Source organism: Flavobacterium sp. 1355 (assembly GCF_017833415.1).
Lineage (GTDB): Bacteria > Bacteroidota > Bacteroidia > Flavobacteriales > Flavobacteriaceae > Flavobacterium.
In genome coordinates this window covers 24577-47149 of record NZ_JAFICC010000011.1, presented here as the reverse complement: position 1 = coordinate 47149, position 22573 = coordinate 24577, and the positions used below count along the sequence as shown (strand labels likewise).

19 protein-coding genes are annotated in these 22573 nt (G+C 32.6%); 6 read left to right on the top strand and 13 right to left on the bottom strand.

The genetic code is table 11. The annotated features are described in order from the left end of the window. Nucleotides 1-3 precede the first annotated feature (3 nt). The 12 genes from JOD96_RS14875 to JOD96_RS14820 all read right to left on the bottom strand — a co-directional run bounded on the left by JOD96_RS14875 (nucleotide 4) and on the right by JOD96_RS14820 (nucleotide 14417). Nucleotides 4-3717, bottom strand: a complete 3714-nt coding sequence (locus tag JOD96_RS14875; protein WP_209565024.1) for a SusC/RagA family TonB-linked outer membrane protein — start codon at nucleotides 3715-3717, stop codon at nucleotides 4-6. A gap of 307 nt (nucleotides 3718-4024) precedes the next feature. Further along, nucleotides 4025-5137 carry a FecR family protein gene (locus JOD96_RS14870; protein WP_209565023.1) on the bottom strand — a complete coding sequence of 371 codons (1113 nt, stop codon included), beginning with the start codon at nucleotides 5135-5137 and terminating at the stop codon, nucleotides 4025-4027. Between the two features lie 90 nt (nucleotides 5138-5227). Beyond that, nucleotides 5228-5836 (bottom strand): RNA polymerase sigma factor, encoded by a 609-nt coding sequence (locus JOD96_RS14865; protein ID WP_209565022.1) that lies wholly within the window; start codon nucleotides 5834-5836, stop codon nucleotides 5228-5230. A gap of 373 nt (nucleotides 5837-6209) precedes the next feature. After that, entirely contained in the window at nucleotides 6210-6638 is a 429-nt protein-coding gene (locus tag JOD96_RS14860; protein WP_209565021.1) for a hypothetical protein, read from the bottom strand. 152 nt (nucleotides 6639-6790) lie between these two features. Continuing rightward, nucleotides 6791-7663 carry a succinate--CoA ligase subunit alpha gene (sucD, locus tag JOD96_RS14855; protein WP_089050750.1) on the bottom strand — a complete coding sequence of 291 codons (873 nt, stop codon included), beginning with the start codon at nucleotides 7661-7663 and terminating at the stop codon, nucleotides 6791-6793. An 84-nt stretch (nucleotides 7664-7747) separates the two neighbouring features. Next, nucleotides 7748-8110 carry a nuclear transport factor 2 family protein gene (locus tag JOD96_RS14850; protein ID WP_209565020.1) on the bottom strand — a complete coding sequence of 121 codons (363 nt, stop codon included), beginning with the start codon at nucleotides 8108-8110 and terminating at the stop codon, nucleotides 7748-7750. A gap of 1 nt (nucleotide 8111) precedes the next feature. Then, complete coding sequence (locus JOD96_RS14845) at nucleotides 8112-9041, bottom strand: UDP-3-O-(3-hydroxymyristoyl)glucosamine N-acyltransferase (protein ID WP_209565019.1); 930 nt, start codon at nucleotides 9039-9041, stop codon at nucleotides 8112-8114. A 137-nt stretch (nucleotides 9042-9178) separates the two neighbouring features. Next, nucleotides 9179-9745: an elongation factor P gene (efp, locus tag JOD96_RS14840; protein WP_209565018.1), complete on the bottom strand. Its 567-nt coding sequence runs from the start codon at nucleotides 9743-9745 to the stop codon at nucleotides 9179-9181. 117 nt (nucleotides 9746-9862) lie between these two features. Then, on the bottom strand, nucleotides 9863-10648 hold the full coding sequence (gene lpxA / locus JOD96_RS14835) for an acyl-ACP--UDP-N-acetylglucosamine O-acyltransferase (RefSeq protein ID WP_089050747.1): 786 nt from the start codon (nucleotides 10646-10648) through the stop codon (nucleotides 9863-9865). A 75-nt stretch (nucleotides 10649-10723) separates the two neighbouring features. Continuing rightward, nucleotides 10724-12112: a bifunctional UDP-3-O-[3-hydroxymyristoyl] N-acetylglucosamine deacetylase/3-hydroxyacyl-ACP dehydratase gene (locus JOD96_RS14830; protein ID WP_209565017.1), complete on the bottom strand. Its 1389-nt coding sequence runs from the start codon at nucleotides 12110-12112 to the stop codon at nucleotides 10724-10726. Continuing rightward, complete coding sequence (gene lpxD, locus JOD96_RS14825) at nucleotides 12105-13148, bottom strand: UDP-3-O-(3-hydroxymyristoyl)glucosamine N-acyltransferase (protein WP_209565016.1); 1044 nt, start codon at nucleotides 13146-13148, stop codon at nucleotides 12105-12107. Before lpxD ends, JOD96_RS14830 begins: the two co-directional genes overlap by 8 nt. Nucleotides 13149-13187: 39 nt before the next feature. Continuing rightward, nucleotides 13188-14417, bottom strand: a complete 1230-nt coding sequence (locus JOD96_RS14820; protein WP_209565015.1) for an HD domain-containing protein — start codon at nucleotides 14415-14417, stop codon at nucleotides 13188-13190. 224 nt (nucleotides 14418-14641) lie between these two features. On the opposite strand from JOD96_RS14820, the gene JOD96_RS14815 reads away from it, so the two are divergent. From JOD96_RS14815 to JOD96_RS14800, 4 genes are all read left to right on the top strand, one after another. Next, nucleotides 14642-16195, top strand: coding sequence for a bifunctional response regulator/alkaline phosphatase family protein (locus tag JOD96_RS14815; RefSeq protein WP_209565014.1), 1554 nt, complete (start codon nucleotides 14642-14644; stop codon nucleotides 16193-16195). A gap of 126 nt (nucleotides 16196-16321) precedes the next feature. Then, complete coding sequence (gene tsaE / locus JOD96_RS14810) at nucleotides 16322-16729, top strand: tRNA (adenosine(37)-N6)-threonylcarbamoyltransferase complex ATPase subunit type 1 TsaE (RefSeq protein ID WP_209565013.1); 408 nt, start codon at nucleotides 16322-16324, stop codon at nucleotides 16727-16729. A gap of 249 nt (nucleotides 16730-16978) precedes the next feature. Further along, the gene (locus JOD96_RS14805) at nucleotides 16979-18178 is read left to right on the top strand and encodes an alanine dehydrogenase (RefSeq protein ID WP_209565012.1); all 1200 of its coding nucleotides are present in this window, start codon (nucleotides 16979-16981) and stop codon (nucleotides 18176-18178) included. A 36-nt stretch (nucleotides 18179-18214) separates the two neighbouring features. Continuing rightward, entirely contained in the window at nucleotides 18215-18601 is a 387-nt protein-coding gene (locus JOD96_RS14800) for a DUF4258 domain-containing protein (protein WP_209565011.1), read from the top strand. Between the two features lie 162 nt (nucleotides 18602-18763). Here the strand turns inward: JOD96_RS14800 and JOD96_RS14795 are convergent, their stop codons facing one another. Then, nucleotides 18764-19429 carry a uracil-DNA glycosylase gene (locus JOD96_RS14795; RefSeq protein ID WP_209565010.1) on the bottom strand — a complete coding sequence of 222 codons (666 nt, stop codon included), beginning with the start codon at nucleotides 19427-19429 and terminating at the stop codon, nucleotides 18764-18766. Between the two features lie 133 nt (nucleotides 19430-19562). Here JOD96_RS14795 and JOD96_RS14790 point away from each other — a divergent pair, with 133 nt between their 5' ends. Together JOD96_RS14790 and JOD96_RS14785 are read left to right on the top strand one after the other, a co-directional pair. After that, entirely contained in the window at nucleotides 19563-21728 is a 2166-nt protein-coding gene (locus JOD96_RS14790; RefSeq protein ID WP_209565009.1) for an endonuclease MutS2, read from the top strand. A 299-nt stretch (nucleotides 21729-22027) separates the two neighbouring features. Further along, nucleotides 22028-22441, top strand: coding sequence for a thiol-disulfide oxidoreductase DCC family protein (locus tag JOD96_RS14785; RefSeq protein ID WP_209565008.1), 414 nt, complete (start codon nucleotides 22028-22030; stop codon nucleotides 22439-22441). Nucleotides 22442-22573: the final 132 nt, after the last annotated feature.

Genomic DNA, 22573 nt, shown 5'->3' with positions numbered 1-22573 from the left:
TTATTAAAATGAAATATTTATAGCAAAAGTATATTGTGATGTAATAGGCAAAGCTACCCCTCCCGTATTACGGAATTCCGGATCTTGTCCGTGCAAAGCTTTGTCTGAATAAATCAACCAAGGGTTTACTGCTGATCCTTTTAGCGTAAATGTGCTAAGACCTAATTTTCTTTTGTAATCTTTTGGAAATTCCCAGCTAAGTGAAACATTTTTCAATCTTACAAAATCACCATCTGCAACTCTTACATCAGAAAAATTATAGGTATTGTATGCAATTGCTAAATCATTAGTTCCATAATTTCTGTTTAATAATCTATCTGCAATTACAGGAACGTTTGTATAATTTTCGTCTCCCGGATTAATCCATCTGTTTGTATATTCTTTTGTAAACACAGTTAAGTCATTGTATTCATTACTATAAACCGGATTTAAACGAACTTTATTTCCTCCTGAACCTACTACAAAAACATATAATGACCAGCTTTTATAAGTGAATGTATTCGCTAAACCAATAGATTTATTTGGTTCAATAGATCCTTCATATTTCAAATATTTGGTAACATCATTTGTATCCTGAAAATCAGCTCCTGTAATATTACTACTAGCTCCATCCTGCAAGTTAAAAGTTGGTAAACCCTGATTATTCAATCCTGTAAACTGGTAAGAGTAAATAGAATTTCTAGGGTGTCCAACTGCATTTCCTCCATTTGAATCTACTAAATCAAACGCTGATGGTCTATTGGCTAATTTTGTAATTTTCTGATCATAAACTGACATGTTTAATGTTGTTGACCATTTAAAATTATCTGTTGAAATATTTTGTGTTGTAAAACCAAGCTCAATACCTTTTGTCTCCATATCGGCATTATTACCTTGTTTTACGTCTTCTCCACCTACACCAGAAGTAATTACATAATCAACTAAATCAAATGCTTTACGGCTGTAAACGTCTGCAGTCAACTGTACTCTGTTATTAAACATTCCTAAATCAACACCAATATTAGTTTCAAATTGTTTCTCCCAGGTCAAATCACTATTTTGTAAATCTTCAATGTTTATTGCATTTTCTCTGTCTGAAAGATTAAAACGATCTGTGATATAACTTTTATAAATAGCTAATGAATTTGTCGCCGGACCAGCAGTTGCAGTAAGTCCGTATGAAGCTCTTAGCGCCAGAGTATTTATAGATTCAACATCTTTCATGAATTTTTCTTCAGCCACGTTCCATTTTCCACTAAAAGTGTATGTTGGAAGCCATCTTCCTGATCCGCTGTTTCCTTGTCTATTAGATCCGTCATAACGTCCTGTGATAGACCCTGTATAACGACGATCGTAAGTGTAACCTACTTTTCCAAAGAAACCTACTGTTCTTTCTCTTTCTTCACCAAATTCATAATAAGAATCTCCTCCGTTTACAATTTTTTCAATCATTCTCGGGTCAATAAAAGAAGTAAGACCTTTGTCATATTGAATTCCGACAGCAGTAAAATTGTCATTTTTTCTATCTACTGATCTAAGTTCTGTACCAAAGAAACCTTCAAGTTCATGTTTATCTTTAATTGTATTTCTATAAGTAATACTATTTCTGATATTATATGAAGTCATATCATTAGTGAATTTTCTTAAGAATCCACCACTTGGCAATACAGATACTTTTGGAGCAGTCGGATCATTTGGGTCCTGATACAAGAATACGTTATCATCTTGTATTTTAGTATTCACATTATCCCCTACACCAGCATTATAAGCACCTACAACATTTGATCCTTCCATAACTTTGTGCTCTCTTGAAGTATTAGCATAACGTGCAGAACCAGTAAGATTATAAGTTAAGTTCTTGTTGATTTTATAATCAACGTCCATCTGGAAACGAATGTCATTTACTTTTATATCTAATGTATTGTTTTGTAATTCGTTAACAATATTCATTGGAGCCCAGTTGTTTTGGTAGTATTCAAAATTACCATTTTCATCATAAGGTCTTAAAGTTCTGCTTGTATTTAAAACATAATTAAATGGATTAATATCAAAATCCCTTGTAGTACGACCGTATACAACATCTTGTTTGCTTTCATAAGCTCCCGGAGCCCCTTGATTACGTATAGATCCTAATGTAGATAAAGTTACGTTTAATCTGTCATTTACATAAAAAGTTCCTTTTATGTTAGATGACAATTGTTTAACATTATCAGCAATAGTCCATCCCGGATCTCCATAGTATCCTAAAGAAGCATAAAAAGTGTTGTTTTTTCCACCACCGGAAAAGCTCAAAGAGTGAGTTTGCGTAATTGAAGGTCTAAACAAAACATTAAACCAGTCTGTGTTTGCTAATTCATATTTTTTTAGAAAATTATTGATGTACGGCTGCTCATTTTTAACGCCAAACTGACCATTTGATGTATCGTAACGATTAATTTCTTTTGCAAGAATATTATATACTCCACCAAATCTGCCAGTGTATGAAGAACTTAAGTCTAGATAACCTTTTGCTTTCATTTCCTGAAAAACACTCATAGATTCCTGAGAATTTAGGATATCATATTGTGTATAACTAGGCACAGCTCTTACGGTATTCTCTACAGAATAAGTCACTTTTAGGGGTGAATCTCTACGTCCTTGTTTTGTAGTAACAACCACAACTCCATTTAAAGATCTTGAACCATAAATAGAAGTTGCAGATGCATCTTTAAGAATTTCAATACTTTGAATATCATTTGCATTTAAACCTGCTACAGAAGAACTTAACAATGTTGATGAATTTCCTGAAGCCAAATCTGCAAATGACATGTTGATAATATCTTCCTGAACCACACCATCAATTACCCATAATGGTTTTGTATCTCCAAAAATTGAAGAAGATCCACGAACAGTTATTTTTGGAGCAGTACCAAAAGTTCCGGTAACGTTTTGAACCGTAACCCCTGCTGCTTTTCCTTCAATCATTCTGCTCACATCTACTACACCATCAACTTTTAATTCGGCACCTGAAATTTTACTAATTGCTCCCGTAAAAGTTCTTTTAGATGTTTTTTCGTAACCTGTAGTTACTATAACTTCTTTTAAGTTTTGCCCCGCTTCATTTAGAATTACTGTCGGAGCAGTATTTTCAATTCCGATTTCCTTAGTTTCCATACCTACATAAGAAATCACCAATGCTGTACTATTTGCAGGCATATTGATAGAGAAATTACCGTCAAAATCTGTCAAAACAGCAATTTTTGTTCCTTTTGCCAAAACAGTTGCACCAGGAAGAGGAACACCACTAGGATCTGTTACTTTTCCTTTGATGATTGGTCCCTGAGCTAAAACATCGAATAATGTGTTTTGTGTTTCAACCCCTGTAAAAAGATTTTTATTGCTTTTTTGCAATACAATCTGATTACTAATTTCTGTATAAGTGATATTTAACGGTTCCAGAATTCTGGACAAAATATCCGATAATGTTTCATTATTGGCCTCTATGCTTATTTTCTGGTTCAATTGAGTTATTCTTGAATTATAAGAAAACTTTACATGAGCAGATTTTGAAAGTTTAGATAATGTATTGTCCAAAGTCAAATTTTCAACTGTAATTGTTACTTTGGTATCTAATTTCTTTTGTCCATTTATATCGTTAGCCATAGCAACACTTGAAAATACAAGCGCTAAGACAAACTGAAATAGTGTTATTTTCATGATTCGATGGAGTAATCGTTGTTTAACAACTGGTTTTTTCATAATTTTGGTTTGTTTTGATTAATACTGTTTAGAGCGTATTTTAAGAAACGATTGAATTACTTTTTACAGAAAGAAATTCAACTTTATTGAGTGTCGGAATGTTACAGCATTTCGGCACTTTTTTTTGCATTCTAAATTCACATAGGCGGTTATTTTAATTTTTGAAATACTTTATTTAGGGGTTTTAATTTTTATTTTTTTAAAGAAATACATTATGTTTATCTATTCTCTTATGCGATTTTACACCGAAAAAGATACAGTTAAAACAACAGATACAATTTCATAACTAATTCAAAAAAAAACTGTATTAATTACATCCTTCTGATGTTATGCTAATCTGGTTTCCATTCATCTCAAAATTGGTATTATTACCAATGCTTCTACAGACAATTTTTAACTTTTCAGTTAGTGGCTGATCGCTAAGAGAAGTGGTAAGATGACATTCTTTTAATTTTTCTTCCGGATAATCAATATCTATCAAATAAGCCTGTTCGATCGTCTCAAAGATCTGAGAAACAGGAATATCATTAAATTCAAAACTTAATTGTTCAATATTTCCAACACTTTTTACCAGTGCTTCATCCTGGGTAATGTTTGTAATTTTCTTAAAAACTAAGTCACTGCGCAAGAATCGCAATGCCTGATTTGGCAATAGTACTACCTCTTGCTCCGATGATGAAACAAGTTCATTAGATCTTACCTTAACTTTACCGGTGCGAACAAGAACTTCCACATTAGGCTGATCAGAATAAGCCTTAACCCTAAAGCTGGTTCCGACAACTTTTGTGACAATTTCGTTTGCATAAACGTAAAAAGGTTTTTTAGGATTTTTACTAATTTCAAAGAAACCTTCGCCGGACAAATACACCTTTCTTTCGTTTCCGGTAAAGATTTTAGGATAACTTAATTTACTATTTGGCTGTAACAAAACAGAACTCCCATCAGACAAAGTAATAATTTGTGGTTTATCAGAATTATTAGTTTGTTCTACTAAGCCTTCACTATTGGTATCAATAAGTTCGTTATAGGTAACAACTTCGTGAGTTGAAGTGATCTCATTTCTATAAAACCAAACTGACATTACGCAAAAAAATAATGTAGCTGCAACACCATAAAGAAAATATTTTCTCAGAAATCTTAAATTGTTATTTTTAAACAGGTCAATTTGATTTTCTTTATTTTCAATTTTTATCCACGTTTTTTGCAGTGCACTATGAATATCAGATAAGGATAATCCAGAATCTGGTACTTTCATTGCAAGCAATAACAACCTGGCATCTTCAACCAGTTTTGCACGTTGTTGACTCTCTAATGTCCACTCTTCCCAATTGTCTTCATCTACTTTTGATAAAATCCATAACTGGAACGATTCATCAGATAAAAAATCTTCAATCTCGGTATATTTATTACGTTTTTGCATGTATGAAATGAGGTTACAAAAACATAGAGGACAGCACTCTTATTATATACTCACCAAATTATGATTTTTTTTATTTTTTTTTAAATAAAACTAAAAAGTACTTGAAGATAATAGTGCGATTAAGGGAAAAGTACCCTTCCATTCTTTACGAAGCGTAAGTAAACCGCGGTATAACAAGTTACTTGCAGACTGATAATTTACATCGAGCATATCAGCAATTTGTTCTACCGTTAACCCTTGATGATATCTCAGATACAATGCTTCTTTTTGCCTTGCAGGTAAATCGTTTAAAAGTTTATTAAGATGAGAAACTTTTTCTTTTGTTGCATAATCATCATCAATAAGATCATATTCTACCGAAAATTTTAATAAAAAAGCAACAGAGTCAGTACTTGCGGCTTTGCGGAAAATATGGTCTCTTTCGTTTAAGCGCGCAATTCGTTTACGAACACTTGATAACAAATAGGCTTTTACTACAACCGAACTTTGCAAACCGTTTCTATAAACCCAAATATCTGTAAAAACATCTTGTATACAATCTTGTACTTTCTCTTCAAAGGGAGAAAGTGAATTTCCATAACTTACTAAATCACTGTAATACCTTTCGAACAAAATAGAAAATGATTTTTCATCACCTTCCTTCAGTTTTCCCCAAAGTATATTATCATCAAAAGTGGTGTGTGAAATTTTAGTTTTCATAATTTGATTTTGGGATAGTAGTTTTTGAAAATAGCTTTTTTGTTAATGTACAGAAAATATTTTTTTAACATTATTCTTCTACATTGTGCGATAAATATATAAAAGCAAAAATTTAAAAACAATTTATTTACAAAAAAGAGACAGTTTCCTAATATCAGGAAATTGTCTCTTTTTATTGATGGCGTTATGATTAGCCAAATTTTTGGTGATAAAATAAAAATTAGGCTTTTTTTAAATTGTCAGATTTTACAACAATTATTTTTTTAGATAATTTTAACATTTGATACAGAAATATCAAATATTAGAGAAAAATATATTTCAATAAAAAAGCCTGACTAATATAGTCAGGCTTCAAATTTTATACTTACTGCTTTTAGAAAGCTACATTCCATCTTGGTAATTTTGCATTCTCATCAAGAAAATTTTGCAGAACCTGTCCTTCAACAGTTGTCGGGATACCTTTTGAATCAGCATTAAAGGTTTCATACCAAACCACTTCCAGAGCTGAAATATTTTCCAGTTTCATTTGTGCCGGCCATGAATATTTTCTTCCAGTTTTTGCAAACTGATGTCCATTTACTATTTTATCGTAAAGACCGCCATTTTTACTTTTTAAGGTTCCATCATTTTGTACAGTTCCTGTTGAACCTACCATGATTAATTCTTTTTCATTGCCTTCAACTGCATAAACAACAAAAATTCCTGCGCCAGATTCCGGTGCATTACAAACTTGTTCTAAACTATCTTCTGCAGTAAAAGTAAAACTGTTGCTTACTTTAAACTTTTTTAATTCTTTGTACATATTTTTCTTTTTAAGCTACTATCCCGAATCTTCGGGGCTAAAAATCTAAGTTGCTAAATTTTTAATTATATTCCAAACATTTTAAAAATGTAAAAAAGTCTCAACAAATATTGAGACTTTTTTTTGGAATTTGTTATTTTGATAATTGGAGATTATCCAAGTATTTCTTTTACTTTTTTACCAATTTCGGCTGGTGAATCAACAACGTGAATTCCGTTGTCTCTCATAATTTGTTTTTTAGCAGCAGCTGTATCATCAGAACCACCAACAATAGCACCAGCATGACCCATTGTTCTACCAGCAGGAGCAGTTTCTCCGGCGATAAACCCAACAACAGGTTTACGGTTACCATCAGCTTTAACCCATTTAGCAGCATCTGCTTCTAATTGACCACCAATTTCACCAATCATGATAATAATTTCAGTTTCAGGATCATTCATTAATAATTCAACAGCTTCTTTCGTTGTAGTTCCAATAATTGGATCTCCACCAATACCAATAGCTGTAGTAATTCCTAAACCTTGTTTTACAACCTGGTCAGCAGCTTCGTAAGTTAAAGTTCCTGATTTAGAAACGATACCAACTGTTCCTTTTTTGAAAACAAAACCTGGCATAATACCAACCTTAGCTTCACCCGGAGTAATAATTCCAGGGCAGTTTGGCCCGATTAATCTTGAATTTCTTTCTTTAACATAATTATTTGCTTTAATCATATCTGCTACAGGAATTCCTTCTGTAATAGCAATAATTACTTTAATTCCAGCATCAGCAGCTTCCATAATTGCATCGGCAGCAAAAGCCGGCGGAACAAAAATGATAGATGTATCAGCTCCAGCCTGATCTACAGCATCTTTTACTGTATTAAAAACCGGACGATCTAAATGGCTTGTACCTCCTTTTCCAGGAGTTACACCACCTACAACATTAGTACCGTACTCAATCATTTGAGAAGCGTGGAAAGTTCCTTCGCTACCTGTAAATCCCTGAACAATTATTTTGGAATCTTTATTAACTAAAACACTCATGATATATATTTTATGTAGTTTTTAAAATTGTGTTGCAAAAATAAGGTTTTGTAATGTATTTTAACCTTTTTGTCATCAAAAAAATTAAGAAAATTGACTCATCTGATAACCGCGATATAATTTATCGTCTTTAATTTGCCAAATAGTAGAGAAATGAGCCAATAGCATTTCTTCTCTGGGGTTTTCTATAGTTTTAACATAATGAGAGTAACGTATTGATACTAAATCATCTTCGCTGATAATATGGCTAATTCTAACTTTTGAACGAACATAAGCACGGCTAAGTTCATTGGCCATATCCAATAAAGAATTATAATCCAACTGAATAAATCCTTTGCTGCTATTCCAATCCACTAATACTTCGGGATGCAAATAGGTTTTCATGATTTCACTATCAATCAAGGCATCCGACTTATAAAATTTTTGAACAAATTCTTTTATCGACATATTACTTCAATTTATTTAGAATTTCAGGAATCTTTTTAATATTGGCTAACTGCTTTAATTTTTCTCTTGATTCTTCGATTGGAGTCCCAAAATAAGATTTTCCTCCTTCGACAGATTTTGTCACTCCTGTTTGTCCCATAATAACAGCCTTCGCTCCTATTGTGATGCCACTTGTTGTGCCAACTTGTCCCCAGATGGTTACTTCATCTTCTATGATCACACAGCCGGCAATCCCGGTCTGAGAAGCAATCAGGCATTTTTTACCAATTACAGAGTCATGACCAACATGAACCTGATTATCAATTTTAGTACCTTCACCAATCTTTGTATCACCGGTAACACCTTTGTCAATAGTACAAAGTGCCCCAATACCAACATTGTTTTCAATTACAACCCTTCCTCCTGAAATCAACTGATCAAAACCTTCTGCACGCTTTTTATAATAAAAAGCATCAGCTCCCAAAATAGTTCCGGCGTGAATAATTACGTTATCACCAATAATAGTATGATCGTAAATAGATACGTTGGAGTGAATCAGACAGTTTTTTCCGATTTGTACGTGGTTACCAATAAATGAATTGGGCTGAATCACAGTTCCTTCACCAATAACAGCAGAAGCTGAAACAGCAACATTAGCAAATTGAAAAGGTTTGAAGTGCTTAGTTAAAGTATTAAAATCTCTAAAAGGATCATCAGAAATTAAAAGAGCTTTACCTTCCGGGCATTCTACTTTCTTATTGATTAAGACAATAGTCGCAGCCGATTGTAAAGCTTTATCATAATATTTTGGATGGTCAACAAAAACTATATCTCCGGGCTCAACAACATGTATCTCGTTCATGCCTAAAACCGGAAAGTTTTGGTCACCTATAAATTCGCATTGAAGCAAATTTGCAATTTCTTGTAAAGAGTGAACTTTTGGAAATTTCATATTTTTAAATTAGAAAATTTGTCAATCAGAAAATGTGTCAATTAAAAAATGTGTCAATCAGAAAATATGAAACTTGTAAATTTCTTCTTTGCATCAATTTTCTAATTGACTCATTGACAAATTATCTAAATGATAAACTATTCTTTTACACGCTCCATGTAAGAACCTGAAGCAGTATCAATTTTAATTTTATCACCTTCGTTGATGAATAACGGAACGTTTACTGTTGCACCAGTTTCTACTGTAGCAGATTTAGTTGCATTTGTAGCAGTATTTCCTTTTACACCCGGCTCAGCATATGTAACCTCTAAAATGATAGAAGCCGGCATATCAACTGATAAAGGCAAGTCTGTTTCAGTATTTACCTGAACCATAACATTTGTTCCTTCTTTTAATAACCCAGGAGCATCTAAGATACTTTTGTTCAAAGAGATTTGTTCAAAAGTTTCAGCATTCATAAAATGAAATTCATCTCCTTCAGCATACAAAAACTGATAAGTATGTGTTTCTACACGTACATCGTCAATTTTATGTCCTGCAGAAAAAGTATTATCCAATACTTTTCCGGTTGTTAAACTTCGTAGTTTAGTTCTAACGAAAGCAGGTCCTTTTCCTGGCTTAACGTGAAGAAATTCGATAATTTTATAAATGTCGTGATTAAACTTAATACATAATCCGTTTCTAATATCTGATGTAGATGCCATTTGTTTTTTATTTTAAATTTTAGAATGTAGATTTAAATTCTTTAAAGAATCAAATCTACATTTATATTGTTTATTTATTGTGGTCTAGAAATCTAAATTGAAATCTAAACTATAAAATTAATAATTTCCTGAATAACCTTTCATGATTCCTCTTGATGAATTTCTGATAAAATCCAAAATTTCATCTCTCTCAGGAGTAGCTTCCATTTCTGCTTCAATTATACTTAAAGCTTGTGTTGTATTGTAATTTTTTTGGTATAGAATTCTATAAATTTCCTGAATCTCTCTGATTTTATCAGTGCTAAAGCCTCTTCTTCTTAACCCTACAGAATTTATTCCAACATAAGATAATGGTTCTTTTGCAGCTTTTGTATATGGAGGAACATCTTTTCTAACCAAAGATCCACCAGAAATCATAGCATGGTCTCCAATATGTATAAATTGATGAATAGCGGCTAAACCTCCAATTACAGCGTGATTACCAACAACCACGTGACCTGCCAATGCAACTCCGTTTACTATTATAGCATTATTGCCAATTTCGCAATCGTGTGCAATATGCGCATAAGCCATTACAAGACAATTATTTCCCAGAATAGTTTGCCCTGAAGCTACAGTCCCCCTGTTAATAGTTACACATTCTCTAATTGTACAATTGTCACCAATAATAGCCAAAGAATCTTCACCTCCGAATTTTAAATCTTGTGGAACAGCTGAAATTACAGCCCCAGGAAAAATATTACAATTTTTTCCAATACGGGCACCTTCCATGATGGTTACATTTGAACCAATCCAGGTACCATCACCAATAATAACATTATTATGAATCGTTGTAAAAGGTTCAATTACAACATTTTTAGCGATTTTAGCGCCAGGATGAACATATGCTAATGGTTGATTCATCTGTATGTTTTATATTTTTAATTAAAAATAGTCTGATTTGGGCAACAAACGTAAACAATAATTTTGATTAAACTATTATTGTTTTTTTACAATTTGCGCCATTAACTCTGCCTCAGTAACTAATTTCCCATTTGCATAAGCATTTGCCTGCATATGACAGATTCCTCTTCTGATTGGAGAAATCAATTCACATTTAAAAATTAGCGTGTCACCTGGCAATACTTTATGTTTAAATTTAACATTATCTATTTTCATAAAATAAGTCAAATAGTTTTCCGGATCCGGAACAGTACTTAAAACCAAAATCCCTCCTGTTTGTGCCATTGCTTCTACAATTAAAACGCCTGGCATTACCGGAGCTTCTGGAAAATGTCCTACGAAAAAATTTTCATTCATAGTCACATTCTTCAAACCAACGACATGACGATCAGACATTTCAATAATTCTGTCAATCAATAAAAATGGAGGTCTGTGAGGAAGCATTGCCATAATTTTATGAATATCCATCAAGGGTTCTTGATTTAAATCATAAACAGGAACATGATTTCTTTGCTCTATTTTAATAATTTTTGCCAGTTTTTTTGCAAATTGTGTATTTACAAAGTGACCTGGTTTATTTGCAATAATTTTTCCCTGGATACGAACTCCAATAAGAGACAAATCACCAATTACATCAAGCAATTTGTGTCTTGCAGCCTCGTTTGGATAATGCAAGGTTAAATTATCCAAAACGCCATTAGGCTTTACAGAGATTTCATCCTTACCAAATGCTTTCTTTAAATTTTCCATTGTAGATGCAGAAATTTCTTTATCTACATAAACAATTGCGTTGTTTAAATCTCCGCCTTTAATAAGTCCGTTTTCTAACAGTGATTCTAATTCATGCAAAAAACTAAAAGTTCTTGAACTTGCTATTTCGGCTTTAAAATCAGAAATGCTTTTAAGTGTAGCATTTTGAGTACCCAGAACTTTAGTACCAAAATCCACCATTGTAGTTACCTGATAGTCATCACTTGGCATAACAAGAATTTCACTTCCTGTTGCTTCGTCAGTAAATGAAATAACTTCTTTTACAACATAAACATTACGAGTAGCATCTTGCTCTTCGATTCCTGCTTTTTCTATTGCTTCAACAAAATATTTTGATGAACCATCCATAATTGGTAGTTCAGAGGCATTCAATTCAATAATGATATTATCCAAATCGCAACCAACTACTGCAGCTAAAACATGTTCAGGAGTCTGAATTTTTACTCCTAATTTCTCAAGATTTGTACCTCTTTGGGTATTAACAACATAATTAGCGTCAGCTTCAATAATTGGTTGACCTTGCAAATCAACTCTTACAAAAGTGAAACCATTATTAATCGGAGCAGGCTTAAAAGTCATTGTAACTTCTTTTCCGGTATGTAGTCCAACTCCTGTTAGTGAAATTTCATTCTTGATGGTCTTCTGTTTAACCATTATTTCCATTTTTTGGGTTTATTACTTGTTTTTTTAATTCTTCCAGTTCGGCCACAATTTTAGGTAAGTTCTTAAAATGAACGTAAGATTTATTAAAATCTGTATACCCAAGTGAAGGCGTTCCCTGAAGGGTTTCATTATCCTTAATGTTTTTTCCTACTCCCGATTGAGCCTGAAGCCTCACATTGTTTCCTATAATTAAGTGGCCTGCTATACCAACCTGTCCTCCAATCAAACAGTTTTCGCCAATTTTTGTAGAACCAGCAACACCCGATTGTGCCGCTATAACGGTATTTTTACCAATTTCTACATTGTGCGCAATCTGTATCTGATTGTCTAATTTCACTCCTTGTCTAATTATCGTAGATCCCAGAGTTGCTCTGTCTATTGTAGTATTGGCACCAATATCTACATTATCCTCTATAACAACATTACCAATTTGTGGTATTTTGCTATATACACCTTCTTCATTTGGCACAAAACCAAAACCATCTGCACCAATTATGCTGCCCGAATGTATCGTACAAAAATTGCCAATAATAGTCTCAGAGTATATTTTAGCGCCTGCAAAAATATACACATTATCACCAATCACAACATTGTCACCAATAAAACTGTTTGGATAAATTTTTACATTATCGCCCAAAACCACATTTTGTCCGATATAACTAAAGCTTCCCAGATAAAGATTCTCTCCATATTTGGTTCCCTCACTCATAAAAGACTGCGGTTCTATTCCGTTTTTATTCAATTTTACCTGATTATAAAACTGCAAAAGTTTAGAAAAAGAAGCATAGGCATCTTCAACTTTTATTAATGTAGTAGTGATTTCAGATTCTGGTATAAAGCTGTCGTTGACAATAGTAACTGATGCTTTTGTGGTATATATATAGTTGATATATTTAGGATTAGCCAAAAAAGTAAGAGATCCCTCCTCACCTTCTTCAATCTTAGATAAACGAGAAACTTCTGCATTGGGATTCCCAACAACTTCTCCTTCTAAAATTCCTGCTATTTGTTCTGCTGTAAATTTCATTGCGACAAAAATATAAAAAATAGATTTTAAATGTTAATTTTAGATAAGTTGTTTTGGAAAACAGATATAATATTTTGTAACCAATTTAGATAATGATTTCAAATTCAGCTGATCAGAAGCTTCTACAACATCCTCAATTGTTTTGTCTTTTTTCAAAATTCGTATAGGTTCAGCTTCCTTGCTATAGGCTTGGTTCTTTATTTTTCCTCTAAAAATAAAATAACCGGCATCTACAGCAGATATATGATGCTGTTCTGCAAATTCCTCTTTTAATGATTGTGATTCTTCAATCGGAATTTTTTCTGCGCTTAATTTAATTTTGAGTAAATCTCTGTTAATAATCATCTTACTTAAAGTAGAAAGTATGAAATCATCCTGGCGTTGCCATGCTTTTAAGGCACTTATAATATCAAAATCATCCAATTGAGAAAACAAATCCAGCTTATCAGCATCAAAATTTTCTAATGTAATTTTATTTTGCATAAAATACTGAAGAGGTCCGCTGCATGGCAAATGAACTCCTTTCAGCGTCAATTCTTTGGCTCTTTTTAATGCTTTCATTAAAATTAATTCAGCAACCAGACTGGTTTTATGCAAATAAGCCTGCCAGTACATCAATCGTCTCGAAAGCAGGAATTTTTCAACCGAATAAATCCCTTTTTCTTCGATAACCAAAACTCCGTCAACGACATTCATCATCTGGATCAGTCGTTCAGAATTTACATTTCCTTCTGCAACCCCAGTATAAAAACTATCCCGTTTTAAATAATCCATTCGATCCATATCCAACTGACTTGAAATCAGTTGCAGCATAAACTTCCTGTGATATTCACCTTTGAAAACCTGAATTGCCAAACTTAATCTTCCGCCAAATTCATCATTTAACCTATTCATAAATAATAATGAAATAGCTTCGTGATTGACATCTTCGACTATACTTTTTTCCATTGCATGCGAAAATGGCCCGTGACCAATATCATGGAGCAAAATGGCTATATATAATGCATTTTCTTCTTCCGAAGAAATTGCAACTCCTTTAAAACGAAGAGTTTCAACCGCTTTCTGCATCAAATGCATGCATCCTAAAGCGTGATGAAAACGAGTGTGGTTTGCACCCGGATATACCAAATAAGACAGCCCCATTTGAGAAATACGACGCAGACGCTGAAAATACGGATGCTGGATTAAATCGTAAATAAGCTCGTCTGGGATGGATATAAACCCATAAATGGGATCATTGAATATTTTTAACTTATTAATGTGAGTCACTATTTGGTTATTTTTAAGTCAACAAATATAAGTAAATAACTATAAACAGTTTTCTGATTTTAACTTAAAAAAATTAAGTTTTAATACTAATTAAGGAATTAAAGAAATTTCATTTTAAAAATATTTAAATAAAAAAACGCAATTCTTTATTCTGAATTTTATACTATTTTTAATACTTTTTAAGTTCTATACCTTGTAAATTGCATCAAAATTAAAATTCGTTTATGGATAAGATAAAAATACTTTGGGTCGATGATGAAATTGATCTTTTAAAACCACATATATTATTTCTTGAAAAGAAAAACTACCAGGTAACCACATCTAATAATGGTTTAGACGCAATTGCTTTATTTGAAGAAGATAATTATGACATTGTTTTTCTGGATGAAAACATGCCCGGAATGAGCGGTCTGGAAACGCTTTCTGAAATGAAAGAAAAAAAATCAGCCATTCCCATGATTATGATCACCAAAAGTGAGGAAGAATATATAATGGAAGAAGCCATAGGGTCTAAAATTGCTGATTATTTAATAAAACCTGTCAATCCCAATCAGATATTGTTGAGTCTGAAAAAAAATCTCGACGATTCAAGGCTTATAACAGAGAAAACAACATTGGATTATCAGAAAGAATTCAGGAAAATCTCAATGGAATTGGCAATGGTTAATTCGTATGAGGATTGGGTTGAGTTATATAAAAAATTACTTTTCTGGGAATTAAAACTGGAGGATATCAACGATCAGGCCATGATCGAAATACTTGAATCTCAAAAGGTTGAAGCAAACTCGCAGTTCGGAAAATATATTGAACGCAATTATGAAGACTGGTTTGCTCCAAAAGCAGATAAACCTATTCAGTCGCATGATTTATTTAAAGAACTCGTTGTGCCGGAAATTAAAAAGAAAGACAAACCAATTTTATTTGTTGTAATTGATAATTTACGCTATGATCAATGGAAATCTTTTGAAACGGTAATTTCCAATTATTATAAATTAGAAAAAGAAGTTCCTTATTTCTCTATCCTGCCAACAGCTACACAATATGCAAGAAATGCAATATTCTCAGGTTTAATGCCTTTGGATATGGAAAAAAAGCATCCGGAATACTGGAAAAATGATGTTGAAGATGGCGGGAAAAACCTTTATGAAGCCGAATTTTTATCAGCACAATTAAAGCGTTTAGGACTCAATATTAAGGAAGACTATTTTAAAATCACCAATTATGCTGGAGGTAAAAAACTAGCCGAAAACTTCAAAGCATTAAAAGGAAATGATTTGGTAACAGTTGTTTACAATTTCGTAGATATGCTTTCGCATGCCAAAACAGAAATGGAAGTGGTCAAAGAACTAGCTTCTGATGATAAAGCATATCGTTCATTGACTTTGAGCTGGTTTAAAAATTCTCCGCTATTGGAAATTATTCAACAAGCACAGCTTTTAGGCTTTAAATTAATCCTGACAACTGACCACGGAACTATCAATGTAAAAAACCCGTCGAAAGTTGTAGGAGATAAAAATACAAGTCTGAATTTGCGTTACAAAACCGGGCGCAGTTTAACATATGAGCAAAAAGATGTTTATGTAGTAAAAGAACCAAAAGCAATTGGTTTACCGGCAATTAATATGAGTAGTTCGTTTATTTTTGCCAAAAATGATTATTTTTTAGCTTATGTAAACAACTACAATCATTATGTAAGTTATTACAAAAACACCTATCAGCACGGGGGTATTTCATTAGAAGAAATGATTATTCCATTCCTGGTTTTTAATCCTAAATAAAGAAGGTTGCCACGAATTTTTACAAATTTATCTTTCTTTAATTAAAAAATAATTCGCGGAAATTTGTGAAATTCGTGGCAAAAATATTTCGCTTATCGCGGAAATAATCGCAAAATAAATTTAACAATGAACATCATTTTTTCTTTAGATCAAATTCAAGAAACAGCAGAGAAAATAATAGCTTCAAATCCAAAAAAAATCATTCTTTTTAACGGAGAAATGGGCGTAGGAAAAACTACTTTAATTAAGCAATTATGTAAAAGTTTAGGAGTTCAGGACGCAACAAGCAGTCCGACTTTTTCTTTGGTTAATGAATATTATACAGTTGATAATCAAATTGTTTATCACTTTGATTTCTACAGATTAAATAAAGAAACCGAAGCACTTGATATGGGAGTTGATGATTATTTGTACTCTGGAAACTGGTGTTTTATCGAATGGTCTGAAAAAATTGCGAATTTACTTCCTGAAGAAACTTCGACAATTAAAATTGAATTATTAGCAGACGGAAAGAGAAGTTTAGAACTGGTTTAAATTCACAGCCATGCACGAATTTTTATAAAGATTCCAATATATTTTTAACTCTTGTGTTATCTGTGAAAAATTTGTGAACCTACATGAAACAATATACATGCAATGAATATTAGAAAATGTCATTTACGAAAGAGCTAATATAAAAATAAAGAAAATATTATTCTGATTTGTCTCGTTTTAAGAGAAGAAAATTAATACTAATTCTAAAACTTTTTACGTAATTTGCATCTTTAAATTTGTAATTATCCCATGTCAATAACCTTAACTCCATTTACGAAACAACAATTGCTTCCACAGGAAGAAAAACTTGAAGTTGGCCGTTTTAAAAGAGAACTTTTCATAGGAATTCCTAAGGAAACGAGTTATCAGGAACGTCGTATTTGCCTGACTCCCGACGCAGTTAACTCATTAACTTATGAAGGTCACCGCGTAATGATCGAATCAGGGGCTGGAGAAAGTTCGAGTTATTCTGACAAAGAATACAGTGATGCCGGTGCAGAAGTTACAAAAGATACTAAAAAAGTTTTTGGCTGTCCTTTTTTATTAAAAGTAGAACCGCCAACTTTAGCAGAAATAGAAATGATTAATCCCGAAACGGTTATTATTTCTGCAATTCAGTTAAAAACAAAAAAGAAAGCATATTTCGAAGCTTTAGCCCAGAAAAAAATCACAGCACTTGCGTTTGAATATATTAAGGATGAAGATGGTTCCTATCCGGCTGTAAAGTCTTTAAGCGAAATTGCTGGAACGGCATCTATACTTATTGCTGCCGAGTTAATGATTACAGACGAATTCGGAAAAGGGCTTCTATTCGGTAATATCACAGGTGTCCCTCCTACTGATGTAGTTATTTTAGGAGCAGGAACAGTTGGCGAATTTGCTGCTAAAACCGCAATTGGATTAGGTGCAAACGTAAAAGTATTTGATAATTCAATTACCAAATTACGCCGTTTACAAAACAATTTAAATCAAAGAATCTTTACTTCTACAGTTCAGCAGAAAGCATTATTAAAAGCTTTGAGACGCTGTGATGTAGCTATTGGTGCTATGCGCGGTAAAGAGCGCTGTCCTATTATAGTAACTGAAACTATGGTAGAACATATGAAAAAAGGTGCTGTAATAGTCGATGTAAGTATTGATACTGGTGGCTGTTTTGAAACTTCTGAAGTCACCACGCATGAAAAACCAACCTTTATAAAAAATAATGTTTTGCATTATTGCGTTCCAAACATTCCATCAAGATATTCAAAAACTGCCTCATTATCAATCAGTAACATTTTAACGCCTTATCTTCATCAAATTTCAGAAGACGGTGGCTTAGAAAGTGCAATAAGATGCAATAAGGGTTTAAAAAACGGAATTTATTTATACCACGGAATACTTACCAACAAAGCAATTGGTGAATGGTTTGATTTACCTGATAACGATATTAATTTACTTGTATTTTAAAAGAACTTTAATGTACCTTTGCAAAAATTTTATTTCATGAAGTTCGTACATCGTTTTGCTTATTATTTAATTGGTCTCGTAATGGGATGTTTTGTTGTAGCAGCTATTTTTAGCGGAAAAGATACTCGATGTAATTACTTTCCAAACGCAAGGGTTTTAAACAACCTTAGAACAAAACCTTTTAAATATTCAGATAAAGCTATTCAGACTTTAAATGAAAAATGGATTGATACTACAGATATTAAAAACACATTGACTTACGGGGATGTTGATTTTGATCAAAGTAACGTATCCTATAAAAAAGGAAAACTTTATATCATTGAAGGAAAAACGGTAAAAAATCAGGAAATTACTTTGAAAGTAATCAATTACGAAGACAAAGCTGTTTTAGACGAGATTGTTAAAAAACCCGTAGAAAAATAAGAACTACATTGTCATTTCGATGAAGGAGAAATCTCCACGAGACGCTCGACAAAGATTAGATTCTCTTTACGGGGTTACTTGCGGAGATTTCTCATTCGTCGAAATGACTGGATTGTGGAAAATCCCAAATTAGAAATTTGTAAAAATTCGTGAAATCGTGTTTTACCACTCAATTTCTTTAAGCCCTTTTGATTTCAAAAAAGCATTTGTCTTACTAAAATGTTTATTTCCAAACCAAAATCCTCTATTAGCACTTAATGGTGAAGGATGCCCCGATTTTAAAATATGATGTTTTGAAGCATCTATTAATGCCGCTTTCTTCTGCGCAAAACCGCCCCAAAGCAAAAACACAACATTTTCTTTTTCGGCAGAAATCTGTTTTATTACAGCATCAGTAAATTTTTCCCAGCCTTTTCCCTGATGACTTCCGGCTTCAGATTGTCGTACAGTCAAGGTAGCATTTAAAAGAAAAACCCCCTGATCTGCCCAACGCTCCAAATTACCAGTTTTCGGAATCGGTTTGCCAAGATCAGTGTCAATTTCTTTAAAAATATTATATAAGGACGGAGGAAATGGAATTCCGTCATTTACAGAAAAACACAAACCATTTGCCTGATTAGGTCCATGATAAGGGTCCTGGCCAATAATAACAACTTTTACCTCGTCGAAATGACAATGGTCAAAAGCAGAAAAAATCTGATTTCCTTTTGGATAGCATACTTTAGTCGCATATTCAGATTTTACAAAAGCAATTAATTCATTAAAATAGGGTTTCTCAAATTCTTCATTCAAAACCGGCTTCCACGAATCATGCATTTTAACTTCCATATCTTTTTTTAGCTAAATTCGGAAATTTTCTATTTAAATCATATTCGCCGGTCAATAAAATTTTGAGATAAAGTTTGTAGAATTCAATGACATAGTTTTTGTACTTTTGTGTATACTTTGTTATAAAAAATAAATGATTAGCATTACAGAAAAAACATTACAGGATTTACAATTTCCAACGGTTCTTGAAACCATTTCAGCAGGATGTAATACTGATATTGGAAAAGAAAAAGCCTTAAATATAACTCCTTTTAAAGATAAAGAAACTTTGATGCAGGCTTTGATGCAGACATCAGAGTATGTTTCTTCATTCCAGAATAATAATGCAATCCCGAATCACGGTTTTGACGCTATTACGAATGAAATCAAATTCTTAGCAATCGAAGACAGTTTTCTTGAAGTGGGTAGTTTTAGAAAAATTGCTACACTTTCGTCAACTTCAAATTTTCTTTTGAATTTCCTGAAAAAATTTGATGATTATTATCCGAACTTAAATGCCCGGGCTTCACGAGTTGAATATACTAAAGATATTGTCACACTTATTGACGCTATCGTTGACAAATATGGCGAAATAAAAGACAATGCCTCTCCTGCTCTTTTGAGCATTCGTCAAAACATGAATATTGTTCGTGGTAAAATGAACCAAAGCTTTGGAGTAGCGCTTTCCCACAATAACAGCCTTGGATATTTAGATGATATTAAAGAAAGTTTTGTTCAAAATCGTAGAGTTTTAGCCGTTTTAGCGATGTATCGCCGAAAGGTAAAAGGCTCAATTTTAGGAAGTTCCAAAACCGGAAGTATCGCTTATATCGAACCTGAGGCGACATTACAATATTCCAGAGAATTAGCCAATCTTGAATATGAAGAAAAAGAAGAAATTACCCGTATTCTAAAACAATTGTCAAATGCAATACGTCCTTTTTTACCATTATTAATTGAGTATCAGGATTTTTTAAGTGATATTGATGTTGTCGCCGGAAAAGCAAAATATGCTAATAGAATTAATGGAATCCTGCCAACGATTACAGAAGAAAGAAGATTATTCTTTAGAGAAGCCTATCATCCTATTTTATATTTAAATAACAAACAAAAAAACGAAGTAACGCATCCGCAAACTATTGAATTAAAACAAGATAACAGAATTATTGTAATTTCAGGACCAAATGCGGGAGGAAAAACAATTTCGCTTAAAACAGTTGGTTTACTGCAATTAATGCTTCAGTCCGGGATGTTAATTCCGGTGCATGAACGAAGCGAAACTTTCTTGTTTGACAGAATTTTAACGGATATTGGAGACAATCAATCTATTGAAAATCACTTAAGTACTTATAGTTACCGATTAAAAAACATGAATTATTTCCTGAAGAAATGTAACAAGAAAACCATGTTTTTGATTGACGAATTTGGTACAGGTTCTGATCCTGAATTGGGTGGTGCCCTGGCAGAAATTTTTCTTGAAGAATTTTACCATCGTGAAGCTTTCGGGATTATCACCACACATTATTCAAACTTAAAAATTCTGGCAAACGAATTGCCTTTTGCAACAAATGCGAATATGATGTTTGACGAAAAGTCATTGGAACCCATGTACAAATTGGCTCTGGGTCAGGCCGGAAGTTCATTTACTTTTGAAGTGGCGCTGAAAAACGGAATTCCTTTTGGATTAATAAATCGTGCGAAAAAGAAAATTGAAGTAGGAAAAGTTCGTTTTGACAAAACGATTGCAACTCTCCAGAAAGAACGCTCAAAATTAGAAAAAACTTCCATCAATCTAAAGGAGGAAGAAACCAGAGCGCGTGAGGAAAGTAAAAAAATGGAAAACATCAATGTAAAAATTAAGCAAAAACTGGAAAGCTATCAGGAATTGTATGACAGCAACCAAAAGACAATTTACATTGGACAAAAAATTGAAGACATTTCGGAGAAATATTTCAATAATAAAAACAAGAAAGAATTGATTGGCGAATTTTTGAAAATCATAGAAATCGAAAATTCTAAGCGTAAAAAAGCAACTCCAAAAGAAACCAAAGCTATAATTGAAAAGAAAAAAGAAGTTATTGCTGAAGTTTCTGTAAAAGTAGAAGAAATTCGAAAAGAGAAAAAAGAGAAAAAACTCAAACCGGTTGTTGAAAAACCAAAACCAATTTTGAAAGTTGGTGACAGAGTACGAATGCTGGACGGAAAATCTGTTGGAAGTATTGATACTATCGAAAAAAATAAAGCCACAGTAAATTATGGCATTTTTACTTCGAAGGTAAGTTTAGATGAATTGGAATTGGTTGAAGCGGTAAAAAAGTAAAATTTCATTTTTTGTCGTATTTTTAATGTCAAATTTTGATTGAAAATTAAAATAAGGCGATTTAAGAAATTATTTTATAAAATAGTATTAGGAAGGTAGATTTTTTAAAAAAATTATTTAAAAATGATTTATGAGCGCCATTTTTAATCTGAAAAATTTATTGAAAAACCCATTCCAATAGAATAAATTAATACTCAAGAAAGCTAAAAAAACATTTCATTTGATTTCATTTTTAAAACTAGGATTAGCTTTGTCAAAGTTTAAAACTTTGACAAAGCTTTGACTCAAAATAATCTAAAGTGCAAAACCTTCCCAAAAACAAAAAAATAATCCTTTTCGATGGTGTCTGCAATTTATGCAATGGCGCAGTGCAATTTATTATAAAACATGATAAAAAAGATATTTTTCGTTTTGCTGCTCTGCAATCAGATTTAGGAAAAGAAATTTGTAATTTTATTGCTGTTGATCAAACTAAAATCGACAGTATTATTTTGTATAATCCTGGTGTTGCTTATTATTACAAATCTTCTGCAGTCATTGAGGTTGCTGAAGATCTAGGCGGAATTTACAGCTTAGTTTCTGTTTGTAGAATTTTTCCCGAAAAACTTCGAAATTATATTTACGATTATATTGCTAAAAACCGTTATAAATGGTATGGCAAAAAAGAAAGCTGCATGATTCCTACTCCGGAGTTGAAGGCGAAGTTTCTTTAAATTCCAATTTACAAAATTCAAATTCCAATTATCGCTTTTGTCATCCCGAAGAACGAGGGATCACACTCGGATTCTGCAATCTAAATCGGCAATCTTTGTCGAGTTTCTAATGTGATCCCTCGTTCCTCGGGA